Source organism: Sphingopyxis sp. H115, from assembly GCF_001468465.1.
In the GTDB taxonomy this organism is placed as follows: domain Bacteria; phylum Pseudomonadota; class Alphaproteobacteria; order Sphingomonadales; family Sphingomonadaceae; genus Sphingopyxis.
The window spans coordinates 49120-65264 of sequence record NZ_LNSA01000003.1; the positions used below are offsets into that span (position 1 = coordinate 49120).

The 16145-nt window shown below is 62.6% G+C and carries 14 protein-coding genes and 1 tRNA gene; 4 read left to right on the plus strand and 11 right to left on the minus strand.

All coding sequences use genetic code 11. The features are described from left to right. The 3 genes from ATE71_RS03180 to traA all read right to left on the minus strand — a co-directional run bounded on the left by ATE71_RS03180 (nucleotide 1) and on the right by traA (nucleotide 6752). Nucleotides 1-3045: a class I SAM-dependent DNA methyltransferase gene (locus tag ATE71_RS03180; RefSeq protein WP_054588727.1), complete on the minus strand. Its 3045-nt coding sequence runs from the start codon at nucleotides 3043-3045 to the stop codon at nucleotides 1-3. 254 nt (nucleotides 3046-3299) lie between these two features. Next, nucleotides 3300-3758, minus strand: a complete 459-nt coding sequence (locus ATE71_RS03185) for a DUF6118 family protein (RefSeq protein WP_058802004.1) — start codon at nucleotides 3756-3758, stop codon at nucleotides 3300-3302. Between the two features lie 9 nt (nucleotides 3759-3767). Next, nucleotides 3768-6752, minus strand: a complete 2985-nt coding sequence (gene traA / locus ATE71_RS03190; protein WP_058802005.1) for a Ti-type conjugative transfer relaxase TraA — start codon at nucleotides 6750-6752, stop codon at nucleotides 3768-3770. 173 nt (nucleotides 6753-6925) lie between these two features. Between traA and ATE71_RS03195 the strand changes: the two genes are divergently transcribed. Genes ATE71_RS03195 through ATE71_RS22785 form a run of 3 tightly spaced genes read left to right on the plus strand, consistent with a single transcriptional unit; the run spans nucleotide 6926 to nucleotide 7864 of the window. Then, the gene (locus tag ATE71_RS03195; RefSeq protein WP_152998625.1) at nucleotides 6926-7249 is read left to right on the plus strand and encodes a conjugal transfer protein TraD; all 324 of its coding nucleotides are present in this window, start codon (nucleotides 6926-6928) and stop codon (nucleotides 7247-7249) included. A 16-nt stretch (nucleotides 7250-7265) separates the two neighbouring features. Then, on the plus strand, nucleotides 7266-7481 hold the full coding sequence (locus tag ATE71_RS03200) for a conjugal transfer protein TraD (protein WP_058802007.1): 216 nt from the start codon (nucleotides 7266-7268) through the stop codon (nucleotides 7479-7481). Nucleotides 7482-7525: 44 nt separating this feature from the next. Then, nucleotides 7526-7864, plus strand: a complete 339-nt coding sequence (locus tag ATE71_RS22785) for an excalibur calcium-binding domain-containing protein (protein ID WP_152998626.1) — start codon at nucleotides 7526-7528, stop codon at nucleotides 7862-7864. Between the two features lie 6 nt (nucleotides 7865-7870). Here the strand turns inward: ATE71_RS22785 and ATE71_RS03210 are convergent, their stop codons facing one another. The 4 genes from ATE71_RS03210 to ATE71_RS03225 all read right to left on the minus strand — a co-directional run bounded on the left by ATE71_RS03210 (nucleotide 7871) and on the right by ATE71_RS03225 (nucleotide 10550). Beyond that, the gene (locus ATE71_RS03210; protein WP_058802008.1) at nucleotides 7871-8311 is read right to left on the minus strand and encodes a MucR family transcriptional regulator; all 441 of its coding nucleotides are present in this window, start codon (nucleotides 8309-8311) and stop codon (nucleotides 7871-7873) included. A 103-nt stretch (nucleotides 8312-8414) separates the two neighbouring features. Beyond that, nucleotides 8415-9350, minus strand: coding sequence for a HEPN domain-containing protein (locus tag ATE71_RS03215; protein ID WP_058802009.1), 936 nt, complete (start codon nucleotides 9348-9350; stop codon nucleotides 8415-8417). A gap of 61 nt (nucleotides 9351-9411) precedes the next feature. Then, the gene (locus ATE71_RS03220) at nucleotides 9412-9660 is read right to left on the minus strand and encodes a sigma factor-like helix-turn-helix DNA-binding protein (protein WP_058802010.1); all 249 of its coding nucleotides are present in this window, start codon (nucleotides 9658-9660) and stop codon (nucleotides 9412-9414) included. After that, nucleotides 9657-10550 carry an ArdC family protein gene (locus ATE71_RS03225; protein WP_058802011.1) on the minus strand — a complete coding sequence of 298 codons (894 nt, stop codon included), beginning with the start codon at nucleotides 10548-10550 and terminating at the stop codon, nucleotides 9657-9659. Before ATE71_RS03225 ends, ATE71_RS03220 begins: the two co-directional genes overlap by 4 nt. 546 nt (nucleotides 10551-11096) lie before the next feature. On the opposite strand from ATE71_RS03225, the gene ATE71_RS03230 reads away from it, so the two are divergent. Beyond that, nucleotides 11097-11330: a helix-turn-helix transcriptional regulator gene (locus ATE71_RS03230; RefSeq protein ID WP_058802164.1), complete on the plus strand. Its 234-nt coding sequence runs from the start codon at nucleotides 11097-11099 to the stop codon at nucleotides 11328-11330. A 57-nt stretch (nucleotides 11331-11387) separates the two neighbouring features. Here ATE71_RS03230 and ATE71_RS03235 read toward each other — a convergent pair whose 3' ends face one another. From ATE71_RS03235 to ATE71_RS03250, 4 genes are all read right to left on the minus strand, one after another. Further along, complete coding sequence (locus tag ATE71_RS03235) at nucleotides 11388-11711, minus strand: DUF736 domain-containing protein (RefSeq protein WP_058802012.1); 324 nt, start codon at nucleotides 11709-11711, stop codon at nucleotides 11388-11390. Between the two features lie 725 nt (nucleotides 11712-12436). Next, on the minus strand, nucleotides 12437-14212 hold the full coding sequence (locus ATE71_RS03240; RefSeq protein ID WP_058802013.1) for a ParB/RepB/Spo0J family partition protein: 1776 nt from the start codon (nucleotides 14210-14212) through the stop codon (nucleotides 12437-12439). A 423-nt stretch (nucleotides 14213-14635) separates the two neighbouring features. Further along, complete coding sequence (locus ATE71_RS03245) at nucleotides 14636-15847, minus strand: tyrosine-type recombinase/integrase (protein WP_058802014.1); 1212 nt, start codon at nucleotides 15845-15847, stop codon at nucleotides 14636-14638. Nucleotides 15848-16043: 196 nt separating this feature from the next. Further along, a tRNA-Tyr gene (locus ATE71_RS03250) sits at nucleotides 16044-16129 on the minus strand. Between the last annotated feature and the right edge of the window lie 16 nt (nucleotides 16130-16145).

The following is a 16145-nucleotide window of genomic DNA, read 5'->3' on the forward strand; positions in this document are numbered from 1 at the left end:
TTATGTAGTGCGCCTGCCCGACAGAAAATCGACATTATCCCAAATAATGCGCCGCGCAACGAGACGCGCTTGGCTAACCGACCAATAGCGCGCCTGATTAAGCCGGCCTACGAAGAGGCAATCCAATTGCTCATCCCAATACAGGAGTTCGCTTGCGGACATCGTGTCTGCCATATGCCGCATCGCTTCCATAAGCGGCCGATCGGCCGACGCCTTTCTCTCCCCTGCGCCGGCTGCAACCGCGATAAATTGCCAAGGCGACAAAGGCGGCGCCTCCACAGCCGTGATAGTAAACTGGCGACCGAAATTCTCACCCCAAGGAGCTAGCTCAGCTTCCAACCGCTCGGAGAAAGCTGCTCGAGCAAGTGCGCCAACGGGCGCCCGAGCTGCGATTCGGTTTTTGCCGAAGGGGAGCGCAAAGGCGAGTGTATCGGAGATCACCTGAATGTCATCGGGTGTGAGATTGAACAGTGACCCCACCCACTCGTCGACTTTCTGCCAAACCTCGGGTGTTTCGGCGTCTGCGAGCTCAGCAAAAAGCGCGGTAGCGCATGCGCGATTCTCTGCCGTTAGCGTCTCGAAAGGCAGCAACGGAGCTTCTTGGATAACAAATTTCTCGACCGGGTCGCGTTCAACACCGAAGCCCCCGCTTGTGATCAAGGCGTGCCAGAGCGCGATTTTACTACTGATGATCAGGCAAAGATATTTGACCAGATCGGCGGCCGATTCCTGCCGATGCGCGGTGTAGCCGTAATAGCTTTGGTTGAATGTCAGGTCTTCTAGCGAAACGGCTGTCTTGATCCGCCCGTCTCTGGCGTCGGGGGATTTTTTCACTAGCAGCATCGGCCCAGTATAAAGGCTCAGCGAGCGCCGCTGATCGAGACGCGGCATGCCCAGATCACGAAACAGTCGGAAGCTCGACGTGTCCAAGAGCACGCCGCGAAACGCCTCGTGATCCAGTAAAGGCAAGTCGAGCATTTTCTCCGCGGAATAGCCGGGCAGATGGTCTTCAAGGGGATTGGGCCTGCTACCTTCAAAGAGATTTCCGAAGCCTTTTCCGGCGCAGTTCGGTTGGTTGACAGTACCGCCATGCAGACCCTGCCAATATTCTCCAAATGTCGAAAATTGCGTCGCGGACAATCGCTCGAAGATGTCGAGGTCGAGCCGCGTGCCCCGAAACAGGATTTTCAGTAGCTCGGGTCTTTGTCTTAGCTCGTCGATTGCGATGGTTTCGGTATTGGTCGGGTCGATCCTCCACCCTCCGCTGGCAGTAAGTGGGCCTTCTAGATGGGGGCTGACGTACCGAAAAGCGGCGCCCGCGGCGGAGCACCGATTGCGAGCGAAGAACAAACAAAATGGCGCAGCCACTTTGGGCCAAACCTGCGATTGGCGAACCTCTGCGCCGTTCACCACACCGGTAATATCGATAGCCCGGCAGAGCGCCGCAAGCGCCTTGTCCATGCCTTCGCCACGTTGGAATAGCAGGCGACCATGCAAGGCGAAGGCGATCTGTCCGTCCGGTTTCGCCCATTCCATGGCGCGCCAGACAAATGGCAAATCAAGCGCTTCGTTGGGAAGCGGCGCCGCGATCCGGTCGTTCAATCGTTCGCGGGCGATCTGAGCTGTTCGCTTGATGACCGATGGCCAGTCGGCGAGACCTGTTGCGGAAGACCAGGGCGGGTTCCCGATCACCAGATCATATTGGCCAGCGTGCTCGGGGCCTACTTGGTCGCCCAAACTTCCGAGGCTGCCATCTGCTGCCTCGTCGCTCTGACCGAGTTCAAAAATGACGGTCTGACGAAGATCGCGGCTGAACTTGAGCTTCTCGACAGGCTTGGGTGCAGCATCGAGTTCGATCGAAATTAAATAAAGACCAAGTGCCGCGAAGCGCAGCGCGGAGTCATTGATATCAAATCCGCGGATTTGATCGTAGAGAATCTGGCGGAGAGCCTTCGTATCGGGCCGTTTGCCATCATGCTGCCAACGCTCTTTTACGATTTGCCGAAACGCGGTGATCAAAAAAACTCCCGCCCCCGCCGCCGGGTCCAATATTTTCGCCGTGTGCGCTACGCCTTCGCGCCGCAAGGTCGCGAACGTCGCATGAACCATAAGATCGGCGATGTGCCTTGGGGTATAGTAGCTGCCCTCCTTACGCTGCTTGTCCTTCTGGTGCCGGCCCAAGTAGCGCTCATAAGCTTGACTCAGAACCCCCACGGGGATGTGTGCAAAGTCGAGCCTTGCCCAATCCTCCGCCCATTCGATCGGCAATTGCCCGTCCGGGGCCCGCCGCATGATGTTTCCAACGGTCTGGAACGCCGCTTCCGGAATGGAGTGGATACTGGCATCCGACAGCGGCAGGAAATCCCCGTTGAACGTTTCATCAAGCCAGACCGACACCTTTGCCGCGCTTGCAGCGCTGTCGAAAAGGTGGTTGATTCCGCCATCGCAAGCTTGGCTAACAGTGCCGGGCAACAGCCCGCGATCAGCCAAGAAGCGCGTAAATAGCGCTCGCCCCACTAGCGAAATAGCGTCCCCGTCGTCGATTTTCAGAGCCACGAGGGCATCAAGCGCTGCCGTCAAAAGGTTCAAAATTACGTCGCTGATCCAGACCTGACGCGACGACGCATTCGGCCGTGTATTAGCGATGAATGGGATGACCATGCCAAGGTCGTCCAGCTCTTCGGAAATTGCCCGCGTTGCGTCGAAGGATTCGTTGTCCAGGCCGACGCTGTGAAAGCTGAGCCTTCCCATCTGGAGCACCGCGATGTACGGGGCGTCGCCGCGCATGGCGACCAAGCGCCGGAGACGCGCCAATCCCTCCGGGTCACCCGTCACCGCGTCGCCATCGACAAGCATAAACAATGGCCCGCTCTGCCACTCGTACACGCCCATCAGTGCCGAAATTGGATCGGTCTTCCCTGTTGATCGTGCTGCTGACAGCGTGGCGTAAGGCAAGAGGTGAACTTGGTCACCCTCATCATCAAAGTTGAGGAAGCAGGCTGGGTCCCCCCCGTGCTCCGCTATGATATCCTTGAACGGGATCATTTGGTTCAGCGCAGTAGATTGGGGCGGAATCGGGAATGAAGCACGGTTTTGCCGCTACCGTCGCTCATGGTGCCCCCTGAAAATTGCGGCGACGCCCTGCCGCTCGTAATCAGTTATCGCGAGCGGACTCTTCATGCAACCGCAATGATCTAAAACCGGCTCGCGCATCGGCAGAATGACTGCTTTGAAGCGCATCCAAATCGATGATCGAACGACCGACTTCGGGCGCAAAGCTGACAGTACCCTTGAGCCGGCTAATTCAAAACTGCGACGCCGATCAGCGCCAGGAATAATCCGAACAAAAGACCACCGGTTGCCGCCCAGGTGACCCACCAGTCCTGCTCTTCGGTCGAGCGGCGCTGCTTGATCATGCCCTCGACACGGCCAAGTGTGCGCGCCAAGGTGTCGCGTGCTTCGCCGATCGATTTGGCGTCATCGGCTCGGTAGCTCATCAAAGCTTCGTGTATCTCCATAGCGATCGTTCGCGGCGTGAGCTGCATCGCTGGCTTCCCGTCGATGCTTTTGATGTGCTCCTCGATCTCGCCGAGACGGGAGGCGATATCGCGCAAGGTGGGCAAATAGTCGGGAAGTTTTTCCTTCGCTGATGTGAGGCCTTGGATCGCGGTTCGCTGCAGGGAGATTTCATGGCGCAGCTCTTCGAAGGCTTTGGCGGCATCGGCGGCGGGCGGGGTGCGGGCTGATTTCTGGGTCATGGGAGCAGCTTACATCGAGATACCCATGCCGCGTCCACGCCCGAGATATTGCTGGAGATCGTGAGACAACGATCCTGTCGCAGAGGGTTTCAGGCCAAGGTCCGCGCGTCGATTCTGTAGCAGCGACTCGAGCTGCGGGTCCCGGTGCAGGCTCTTCGCCATGTCGTTGAGGTTGGCGCGCGCCTCGTCCCGCGCGGCATAGGTTGGCGCCTTGCGCGCCAGCGCACTTTCCTTCTTCCACGAGGCGACGAACAGCTCGGCGCGCTTCTCGGCCTCGGCGGTGAGCCGCCTTGCCGCAGCCGCCTGCCGCACCTGCTCGCGGGCCGCGCGCTCGGCGGCCGCGCGCTCGGCGGCACGTTCGGCGGCCCGGACCGCGACCGCGCTGTCCATCGCCGCGATCGCGCCCGTGGTCCGTCCTGCCGCTGCCTCGCTGGCCAGCTGGTAGCTTTTCCCGAACGCTTCGCGCAGATCGCGCGCGCCGCCAGGCCGAAGCGCATCGAGATCCTGCCGGGCCTTCCTGTAGGCATCGAGCTCGTGCGGCAGTTCCTTCCCGCCGGCGCGCCGGACATCGACGATCTCCTTCGTCACCCGCGCAAAGCGCTCGACCGCCTTGTCGAGCGCCGACGGGGCCGCGGCCGTATCGAGGGCGCGGGCGCTGACGCGGACGTCCGAGAGCCCGACGGTTCGCCGCAGCTTCGGCACCTCCTCCCGCAACGGCTCGCGCGAGACGGTGAGCTTAAGCCCGTCGAACATGCTGCACTTGGGCTCTGCCGCCTGCGCGGTCTCCCGAACCCGATAGTCGCTCGCCATATCCTTGCCACGCTCGCGGCCAAGCGTGCGCACAAGCTTCGACTGGCTGGCGAAGTCATCCTTGCCATAATGGACGTCGACCGCCTCGCGATGCCGCGACAGGGCCACATAGGCACCATGCCGATCCATGCCCGGCGTCGCCAGTAGCTGCACCCGATCGACCGTCATGCCCTGCGCCTTGTGGATCGTTGCCGCATAGCCGTGATCGACATGGGCGTAGTCCTTCAGATCGAACGCCACGCGCCGCCCGTCGTCGAGCGTTACTGCCATGCGCGCCGGGCCGACGCTCTCGACGCTACCGAGCGACCCGTTCTTCACACCCAAGTCACGTTCATTCTTGAGGAACATGATGCGGTCGCCTTCCGCAAAAGCGCGCTCGCCGCGCTCGACATTGAGCGCAACCTCATTGCCGAGCGCCTCGCCCGCTTTCAGCCGCTCACGCACCGCCTCGTTGAGCTCACGGACCTCGTCATTGGTGTGGGTCAGGATGATCCGGCTCGCATCCGGATAGGCCTGCCGGTCACGATCCCACGCATCGACAAGCTCCGCGCGAGCAGCTTCGCGTGTGTCGGCGACGTGGACAAAGCCAGCATCCGCATAGTGCCCGATCGCCTCGCCGGTCCGCCCGGTGGCAAGCTCGCGCGTCGCGTCACGCTGCCAGTCCTCCTGCTGGCGGCGGATATCCATGATCTCGACGGCTCCATGACGCTCGGCGGCGGCACGGAACGCGGCACCAGCCTCGATCGCCTGGAGCTGCTCGGGGTCGCCAACAAGAACGACCTTCGTGCCTTGGCGTTCGGCTTCTGACACGACACGCTCGAGCTGCCGCGTGCCGACCATGCCGGCTTCATCGATGACGAGGATATGTTTGTCAGTCAGCCGCTCGCGATCATTCGCCCATTGATGCTCGATACTTGCGAGCGTCCGTGAGCCGATCCCCGAGCCATGCTCCAAGCCTTCCGCGGCAATGCCTGACAGCGCGGCGCCCTGCACCTGATAGCCCGCCGCTTCCCAGGCCTCGCGGGCAACGCCGAGCATCGCGCTCTTGCCCGTCCCGGCATAGCCGATGACATTGCTGACGCCGCGTGCCGATGTGACATGTTCGAACGCACTGCGCTGTTCGGCGGAGAGCTCGAGGCCCCGCGCCGAGGCATTCGCCAGCGCCCGTTCGCGATGGCGCTCGGCAACGGCATGATTACGCCGCGCATCGAGCGTGGCGGTCGCCCGCTCAAGCCGTTCTTCGGTCTCGATCATCGACCGCGACGTGAACCGATCATCGCCGCGTCCATCCTGACCGATCGCCACGAGCTCAGGCGACGATTTGACCGCCGACATGACGGCGTCGAACTGCTCCTTGCCGTCGCTATGCCGGTGCACGAACATCGCGAGGTCGCGGCTCGTGAACGTCGCCTGACGGTGCGTGATCGCGTCGAGCGCGATGCCCGGATCGGCGAGGATCTTCTCTCCGTTCGACCGCGCGATCTCGATATGCTCGGCGAGCCGGTCGGCTTCCAGCCCTTCGGCTGCCATGCGCGACGCCGCCGGGCCGATCTTGTGCTGCGGTTCGAGGTCGATGCCCTGTGCTTCCAAGGTTCGATGATCGACGCGCGCGTCGATATCGAGCTCGGCTAAGCGGGTGTTGACGTGTTCCGCCCAGGCTTCGCGCCAATGGGTCAACAGTTCGGTGCGGTTCCAGTCGCGGACCTTGGCGCCGAACTCGGCCGATCCGTCTTCGCCGATCCTGATCTCGCGCATCGTCAGCATGACATGCGCGTGCGGCTTCGCCAGCCCGTCGGCACCGATATCCCAATGGACATTGAGATCGGCGATCATGCCCCGGTCGACGAACTCGGCTTGTACAAAATCACGAGCGAGCTCGATGCCCTGTTCCTGCGTCATCTCGCGCGGGATCGCGAACTCGACTTCACGGGAAAGCTGCGCGTCCTTCCGGAGCTCGGCCGCCTCGACATCGTTCCAGAGTCGTTCCCGATCGCGCCACTGCTCGTCAGCGCCCTCTGACAGCATCACCTCGCTGTGAACGACGCCCGCCTTGTTCGAGAAGTCATGGCTGCGGCCGAGCCGCTCGTCATGGAGCCGGTCGGCCGAGCGATAGGCGGCCGCGGCGACCGCGCTGCTGCCCGCGGCGCGGGAAATGACTTTTGCCGAGAAATGATAGATCGCCATGAGGGCTATCCATTTACAGCAAAACGAGCACGTCGGCACGACGTATAAGCGCGCCCTCACACGATTTCATCGCGCTCGGGATCACAGCTTCTCACAAGATTTCAGCTACTTGAACGACGTTGAGACTCGGCATAGCTGGTTCGTCCGACCCCAGGAACATGGAAGGACAGACGATGCGCAAACCCCGCGATTTTGACGCCGAACTCCAGGCCCTCACCGACAAGGCGAAGGCGCTCAAGACGAAGAAGCAAAGCCAGCTCGGCGAGCTGGTGATTTCGACAGGCGCGGACATCCTATCGATCGAGCTGCTCGCGGGCGCGCTGCTCGACGCGGTCGGCGCGGACGCGACGCGAAAGGAGACGTGGCGCAAGAGCGGCGCGAGCTTCTTTCGGGGCGACAGCGCCCGCGCTCGCAAGGGAGCTGGCCGCAGCGCGGGCGGCGCATCGCCGGACGGTTCAAGCGCGCAACCGCCTGCAGGCGAAGCGGACGCGGCATGACACGCGGGCGTGGCAGGTGAAGCGCCGCGAGCGCACGCGCCAGCTGATCGAGCTGGGCGGGCTCATCGCCAAGGCCGACCTCGTTGAGCTGACCGGTGACGATCGCGCGGTCCTGCTCGGCCTGCTCGTCGAGGCGGCGGCAACGCTACGCAGCGAAGCGCGCGAGCAGCAATTGCTGCTCTGGCGACGGCGCGGGCAGCGCGCCTTCGATGCAGCAGCGACCGACCTGTAAGGCTCCCTTACTGGAGATTTACCTTCGGCTGTCATGATCCGGGCATGGCACGGCAATGGCAGCAGCATAAAGGGAGACGCCGGCCGAAGAATTCGGCCGTCAATTTTCTCGTCGGCGCAGGGGTGGTCGGCGCGGTCGTCGGCCTAGGCTCCGCCGCGACCACCCCCGAAGGACGCACGCAATTAATGTCGGCGGCGAGTGACGCGGCGGTAGCGACCGGGATGGCTCGTGCGCGCGAACCGAAAGAGGGTGATTATTGGCGACGCTGCGACGACGCGCGCGCAGCTGGCTCGGCACCGATTTATCGGAGCGAGCCGGGCTATCGCGATGACCTCGATGCAGACAATGACGGGATCGCGTGCGAGCCCTATCGCGGGCAGTAGCGAGCGCTATTTCGCTTTGGCGCGGCCGTGCGTTGCGGGCTTACGGCCCCCGCCGCGCCCCTTGGTGCCGAGACCAATCTGCTTCGCAAGTGCACGGCGCGTTTCGGCATAGTTGGGCGCGACCATCGGATAATCCTTCGGCAGGTTCCATTTCGCGCGGTAATCTTCAGGCGTCATGCCATAATGCGTCATCAAATGGCGGCGCATCATCTTGAGCTTTTTGCCGTCTTCGAGACAGACAATATAATCGGGTTTGATCGACGCGCGGACCGACACGGCAGGCTGCTGCGGCTCGGGTTCGGGCTCAACCTTGGAAGACAGACCGGACAGCGCTTCATGCACTGAACGGATGACAAGCGGGATGTCCGAAATCGCGACGCTGTTGTTGCTGACGTGGGCGGCGACAATATCGGCGGTCAGCGTGACCAGCGTTTCGGCATCTTCCATTTGCGTTTTCCTTCGAGGTCTAACCACTTCGGTTGTCCCTTAGCGCCACATTCCCTTTCGGACAAATGACGTAGTTCTCGCAAATGGAATAAATCATGCCGCGCTATTCTGGCGGCAGTCGCCCAGCCGTGCGGCGAAGCTGTTCGAGCCGCTCCGAACAAATGGCATGCACGACCCGCCCGAGTTCTTCGACGCGCGCCCCAAGCCAGCGCAATTCCTCTTCGGTGATGCGGTAGTGCTTCGAGTAGCGCGCCTTCACATAGGCTTCCTTGAGCTTCTCGAAGTGCCTGCGATCCGATTTCAGTTCGCGCGGCCAAACATCGACGAGCCGCATATCAAGGCGTTCTGCCTGGGTACGCAGAAAGCCCAGATTGTGGACATGCGGCGTATAGAAGGTGCAGACCAGAAGAACGCCGTGATAGAGGCTCTCCGTGCCCTGATGTAGAAGAAACGCCGCTTTCTTCCAGTCTCGTTCTTCCAAATAGAAGCGGTACCCTTTTAAGAAACTCGCTGCGCCGGGTATCCACTCATCAAAATACTCCTGCGCCATGTCGAGCGCCTCATCGGGCGTCTTCGGCTTGGGCTTGTGCAATTCCTTGTCGTCATATTCGTAGAGGGCGATGCCGTCCTTCGCGATGTCCATGAAGAAATAGCGGCCATGCGCGAGGCCATCGTTCACTTCCTGCATAGTATGAATGATGAGGTTCACCGGCGTGTGCAGCGTCTTATCGATCGCCAGTTCGCGGTCGAGCCGATCCTCGATCTTCGGCCAAAACTCGACCTTGTCGGTGAGGCGCTTGTCGCTGACAATAATGAGCAGATCGAAGTCCGAACGATAGCCCTTGGCGGTGTGCGGCTCGTCGACCCAGCCGCCGCGCGCATAGCTGCCGTAGAGGATGATCTTGTCGATCCGGCCCTTCTTCTTCCAGCTCATCGTCGCGAGCGCGATGCTGTCGGCAAATTCCTCGAAGATGATCTGCTTCACGCGCTCGAGTTCGCGCTGCTTGTTCGCGGGCAGATGATCGAGATCGGTTCTCATTGTTATCACCCTGTAATTGCGAAGGCCGGATGGCAAGCGCCATCCGGCCTTCGCGCCGTCCTCAAAGCCGGAAACGCCACCACCATGGATCCTTTTCGTCCATTGCAGTCATGAGGACGCGAAGGCTTCCGACAAAATGCCATTCGACATCGGCGACGGTGATGCCGAAGCGCTGTGCGATTTCCGAATAGCTCAATTCCTCGACACGGATCGCGAGGAAGACCTTGCGGTCCATTTCCTCCATCCGGTCGACAGCGCGCTCGGCGCGCCACAGGCGAAGCCGGTCCTCGCGGCTCGTGGGCGCGCTCATTGCGCCGCTCCTGCAAAGGCCAGAAGGAAGTCCGCCGCCCTGCTCGCCTGACTGGCGGCGCGGAAAATCGCCTTCTCGTCGCCGCGCAGCACCGACAGCCATGACGCGATGTAATCGGCATGCCTGACCGTCGGCGCGATGCCGAGCGATGCGCAGGTGAATGCCGACGCCATTTCGGCGACAAGTTCTTCCTTGGCATAGCTCTCCGATCCGAAACAGCCCTTCTGGTCGCGGTCCAAACGGCTGCGGTTGCCGGTCCAATGGCCAAGCTCGTGCAGCGCGGTGCGATACCAGTTGATCGGCTCGTGGAATGCCGCCTGCGGCGGCACCTGCACAAAGTCATAGCTGGGGCTGTAGAAAGCTTCACCGCCGCCGGTGTGGAACCGCGCCCCAGACGCGGCAATCAGCGTATCGGCCTCGGCAATGGCGAGCACCGGATCGGGGCTGACCATCGGAGCGATAGAGCCGTCGGGCAGTCCCTCGCACTGGTCGACATTGAACACGACAAATCGCTTAAGGAACGCCACCTGCCGCGCCTCACGATCCTCGCCGCGCGCGGCTTCGGCTTCCGCCTTCGGGGTGAACCGGTCGGCATAGCAGATGACCGTGCCTTTCTCGCCGCGCCGGACATTGCCGCCTGCGGTCTCGGCCTGCCGGTAAGTCAGCCAGCGCTGCGACGTATAGCCCTTGGCGACAACCTCGGCCCACAGGATCAGCACATTGATCCCGCTATATTTGCGCGTCGTTCCCGCATTCTGCGGCATCGTGCATCCGCAAGACGCGCTATCCCAAGGCTGCACCCATGGCAGCCGCCCTTCTTCGAGTTCGTCGACGATCCGGTTCGTGACCTCGGAATAGAGGCTTGCCATCTCGATCCTTTCCTTACGCATGTCATTTCTCCTTCCCGCCAACCGCACCCCGGCCCGGAAGGGGGCGGAGGTGGGCGGCAGGAAGGAGCCGGCAGACCCGCATCATCGGGCGGTCCGCATCCGCAGGACCGGAACGAAGAGCAGGACCCGCAGGGTTGCGGCCCGGCCGGGCGGGGCTAAGGCGAGTGACGCCCACCTCCGTCCCCGCCGTGCCGGGACAGACAACGCCGCCGCGACGCGGCGTCCGCATGCGCGCCAGCGGCGCCCTCATCCCAAGCGAATCAGAACATCGCCGTGCCGGACACGGCGCGTCATTTCGGGCGCGGCCGTCGCCGACGGCCTCATTTTCCCCGGGCGCTGTGGTGCGCGAGACGCTGTGAGAAAAAAAGTTCGCGCTACGCCAATACAGCCCGCAAACCTCCACGGACGCCCATGGATGCCCACAGCACTACGCCAACGTACGACGCCAAAAACGGCGGATTTCTGCGGTGTTGACGTAGGCCTACTCGATCCCCTTCTATGATCTCACGTCGACGTATGATCCCCCAGCATATGGAGAAACACCGCATGACTTATCAGTCCCCCCTCCGCCTCATGCGCCTCAATGAAGTCCTCGATCTCACCGGGCTCAGCCGCGCCACCCTCTACCGAAAGATCGCCGCTGGCACCTTCCCGCCGCAGCACAAGCTCGCGACACGCTGCTGCGGCTGGCGCGCCAGCGAGATCAACATGTGGCTCCGCAATCCCGCGTCCTTCACGCTCGCCGACCTAGTTTCTAGCCCGGACGGCGGCCCCATCTGAAACACCAGGCACGCCAAAGCCCCGCATCGCCGAAGCGATGCGGGGTGGAAGCTCGCCTCAGTCGGCGGGGTTCCAGATGAGGGCGTAACCATCCTCGCCATCCTGCCCGGCGGCGCGGCCGAGGTTCGCATAAAGCCGGCGCGGTCCGAACTCGGGAGCGGCGAGGCTCAGCGACACATAGGGTTCGCCCGAAACCTGACCGACGCGGATCCAGCCGGCACCGATTTCGACGCCTTCAGACCAGACCCGATAGTCGGGCTGGACATCGCCGCTCTTGGAGCGGTTGGTCCGGATCTCGATCGCCGCGCGGATCGAGAGAGTCTTGAGCTGGCCCACGAAACCCGTGTCGATGGTGCCGTTCACAAAGCCGATAGCTGCCATTGGTCGTCTCCTTCATTGTACCGCGGGACCATCCCCGCGGCATGGGCGGACCAGGGACCGGCGCATGAGGCGTTCCGCGAACCCGACAGGGCCGCAGCGAAGCGGAGGAGTGCGGCGTCGCGATTATTTGGAGCGAAGCGGCCGCGAGGAGCGTGCGCAGCACGCGGGGACATAATCGCGCCGACGCACTTTCGCGGGACGCGGCGCCGGTCCAGGTCCAATCGCCTGTCGCCGGGATTGTCCTGCGAAGCCGGTGGAGCGAGCCTGCGCCATTGGTGGAAACGATCAAACATCGACATTTGAGTGAGAAAAGCGATCTGCAAGCGCTTCGTGGCTGCCTAGGGAACGGCCTAGGACGAGCTGGCAATCGCGATCGCTTCGGGATCATTCGCAAGGTAAGAAAATCATGCCGGACACATACGGTTTGGCGTTTTCGTACAATGCAGGTCGCCCAGCCGACATTATCGGGCTCGGCAACTTCCGTCCGGGCTTGGCGATTAGCGACCCCGGCAAGTCAGGGACGGTGGGGCGAAGGATGCAGCATCCTCGTATGGGCGGCGCGAAGGCAACTTCGCGTCGCCCTTTTCTTTGGCCGAACCGCGCGACGGCGCCGCTTGCGGCGATGGCGCGCGAAAAATCATGAACACCGCGCCGGCCCACAAGGCCGACGCGCCATTTTGCTCCGCAGAAATTGAGGCGGGCGACCGAAGCCGCCCACCGTCATTTCATGCTGCCAACGGCTGTTCGTCTTCGCCCTCGGGTTCGGGAGCAGCGGGAACCGCAAGATCGTGCGCGACCCGCCGCGCCGATTTGACGCTGCCCACTCCGCCACGCGCCGTATAGGCCGAAGGCGGAAAAGCCATCCACTGTGGCACCCATGGCTCAGCCTTCGTCCGACCGTTCGTGCCCTCAAGGCAATCGGCGATGATCGCTTTCAGCGCCTTGCCCTTCTCACCCGCGTTCGCCGCCGCAACCTCCGGTCCCGCGACCTCGCCGGTGATGGCGAGCAGCACTTCGCGGTCGCGAAGCTGGTCGAAGAAGGCCGCGTCCGCCGACCAGTGCTGGCGCATGTCGGTGCCGAGATGGAGGCCGATCATCTCCACCGCCTCGCTTCCGGCCTGTAGCGTCTCGCCCATGACGATTGCCACAATCTCCATCACCAGCGGATCGGGCAATTCGAGCAGCCGCGCGAATAGCGGCGCAAAAGGGGGACGATGGAGCGGCCTTCCGGTGACGGTGGGCGCTTCCGGATCGAAGCCGAGCACGTCGAGCACCGCGCGGCGCTTGAGGTCGAACGCCGCCTCGGCGGAGCAGCCCTCGACGCTTTCGGCAATATCTTCCTTCGGCGCTCGCTGGGCCTCGACATCGACGCGCCACAGGTCGGCGCCCGAGATGATGTGCGCGAGCATCGCCCTTAGCGCGACTCCACCTTGTCCTGCCAGATCGGCGCGCACCGCCGCATGGCGATGAAGATCGATATAGGCATTGAGCGGACCCGACACCTCGGGACGCACCGGCTTCGCAAGCCCTGTATCGCCCTCGCCGTCCGCGCTACCGCCCGAAAGCCGCTTCGCTTCCTTGGCGGTGACGAACCCTTCGTGGAAGGTCACTTCGCCGCTCTCGCGCACCTCGACATAGATACGACCGCCCTTGCGCTTGCCTGCATGGGCATGGTCCCACGAGCGGAACCAGTCGCCGCGCGGCATGACAACGACATCGGACCACCCCGCTTCGAGATACTCGGCCTTGCGCGCTTCGATGGCGGCGGTCTGCGCCGACCAGAAGGCATCGCCGTCGGCAAAGAAGCTGTCCTCGCCGAACAGGTCCGACACGATAGCGAGTTTCGTTTCCGCAACATCGAACAGCGCGTGTTTCACCGCGATGGCGGTGCCGCCGAACAGCCACGCTTTCAGCTGATGGCCAGTCGGGCAATAACTGCCCTCATCGTCGAACAGCGCCAGCCATGACTTCTGCTGGCTTTTGGAAGCAAGGGTCAGATGCCGGACGGTGCCCGCATCGATCTCGCCGCCGCGATAGAGGGTGCGGATACGCGGAAGCAGATTGCCGAGCGCGAGAATGCGCTTCACCGCGCGCGGCTCGAACCCGAAACTATCCCCGACCTCCTCTACACTGCGCCCCGCCTTGACGAGCGCGACAAACGCTTCCCACTGGCTGACCTCGTCGGGCTGCACCCGCGCAAGATTTTCGAGCATCGACGCTTCGAGCGCATCGGCATCGTCGCCCTCGTCGAGAATGGCGCAAGGAATGGGCCGTACCGCCCCACCCTCACGCGCCACGGCGCCGACGGCGGTAAAACGCCGACGCCCCGCGACGATCTCGTAATGACCGTCCGCACAGTTCGGACGGACCAGCAGCGGAACGAGCACGCCCCGCGCGCGAATGCTCGGCATAAGGTCTGCGACGTCGGGGTCTTTCCCCTTCCCGCGCATATTGGCGGCTGCGATGGACAGGTTGCCCAGTTCAATGAAATCCAGCTTCATGGCGTTCTTCCTTCTCTCTTCAACCACAGCCGGCCCCGGACGGCGGGGCGGGCGGCGAGAAAAGGCGACGGGACCGCGCCAAAGGACTGCGCGCACCCGAAGGGCTGCAACGAAGTGTAAGAGCCGGGCATCGCCCGGCTTGCGCGACGGCCGAGCGGTCCCATAGCCGTGCGCCGAACGGCCCGCTGTCCGTGGCCGGCACAACGGCAACGCCGCCGTGCGGTCAGCGCGGCGTCAACATCGGAGAACAGACGCGCCCTTGGCGAAGCCGCAGGCGGGACGGCGTGCGCGCGCAGATGTGCTTAGCCGCTGCCCCGACAAGATCAGCGAGCCAAGAGCGCCGCGCGGCAACCCAAGCAAACGTGCGACCTCTGGCGGCAGCCTGCCGCCGCCAGTGTGCGCTCAATTGACGCCGAGCTCAGTTTAGGCCGGCGAAGCCGTATTTTCCGGTGCGACGACGCCGCCGGCACAATAGTTACCCCACGCCTCCATCAGCCTGACACGCGCGCCCGGCTGCGCTGGTGTGCCGAGATAAGTTGTACGGCGATAGGCTGCCTGCACCGCGTCGGGTGTCTTGTGAGCCAGCGCGGCCTCGACCACGGCGTCGGCGAAGTCTTCGTTGGCCGCCCAGTCGGTGAATGTGGAGCGAAAGCCATGCACATGGAACGGCTCGCTCATGTCGCGCAGCACTTTGAGCAGCGTCATATCGGACATCGGCTTTCCCGCTACGCCCGGAAAAACAACATCGGTATCAGGAAGGCGGAAGGCATTCGCTTTGGCGAGCACCGCCAGCGCGGCGTCAGACAGCGGCACCATGTGCGCGTTGCCCCGCTTCATGTGATCGGCCGGAACGGTCCAGAGGCGCCCTTCCAAATCGAATTCGGACCATGTCGCGAGCCGAACCTCCTGACTGCGCACGCCCGTAAGAATCAACAGCTCGAGCGCCAACCGCCCGAATGCCGGCTTGCGATGCAAAGCCGCGATGAAGTGGGGCATCGCGCTGTAAGGCATCGCCTTGCGATTCTCGCGCGATTTCACCTGGCGGGGCAGTCCGCGCCCGGCTTTCAGGCTGCTGTTGCCCGAGGGAGCTTCGGTGGAGCGCCAGCCTTTCGCGTGTGAATAATCCAGGACGACGCAGATTCGGTTGCGCACCTGACGCGCCGTTTCGGGAATCTCCTGCCAGATCGGCAACAGCACATCGATGATGTCCGCCGCGGCGATTCCTCCGGTCGCAACATCGCCCAATTTCGGAAAAGCGTGAGTCTCGAGGCTGGCAAGCCATTGCCGCGCATAGCTGGCGCTTTTCCATCCCGCCGCATTTTCCATATGATATTGGCGGGCCGCCTCGCGGAATGTCACCTTGGCGGCAGCTTCGCTCTTTCTTTCCGCCAGTACATCGCGACGATCGATCTTTACGGCCTTGCGAAGTTCGTTGGCCTTTTGACGAGCCTCCAAGAGCGATAACAATTTGGCGCTGCCCAAGCCGATGTCATGACGCTTGCCGTCACGTTGCAGACGCAAAAGCCAATACGCTCCACCGCTTTTGTTCACCTTCAAAAACAGCCCGTCGCCGTCTTGGTATGTACCAGGACGTGTCATAGCTGCCTTAATTGCCAAAGCTGTAAGCTTTTTCATAGGGTTAACCCCAAATTCTCTCCCCACACTTGGGAGGCCGATTCTCGAAGGTCAAAAAATCTATCCCCACATTCCTCCCACAGTTTTCACTGCGCTGCAGTGATATGGAATGGGATGCAGAGGACCGAGCCAAGCGAGTATACGCTAGGTTTTCTGCCATTTCTAGGGATTTTTGGGATGCCCTCGGACCGGAGGGTGGTGGACAGGGCTGGATTCGAACCAGCGTACGGAAAACCGGGCAGATTTACAGTCTGCTGCCTTTAACCACTCGGCCACCTGTCCATTGGGGCCCGCTTTG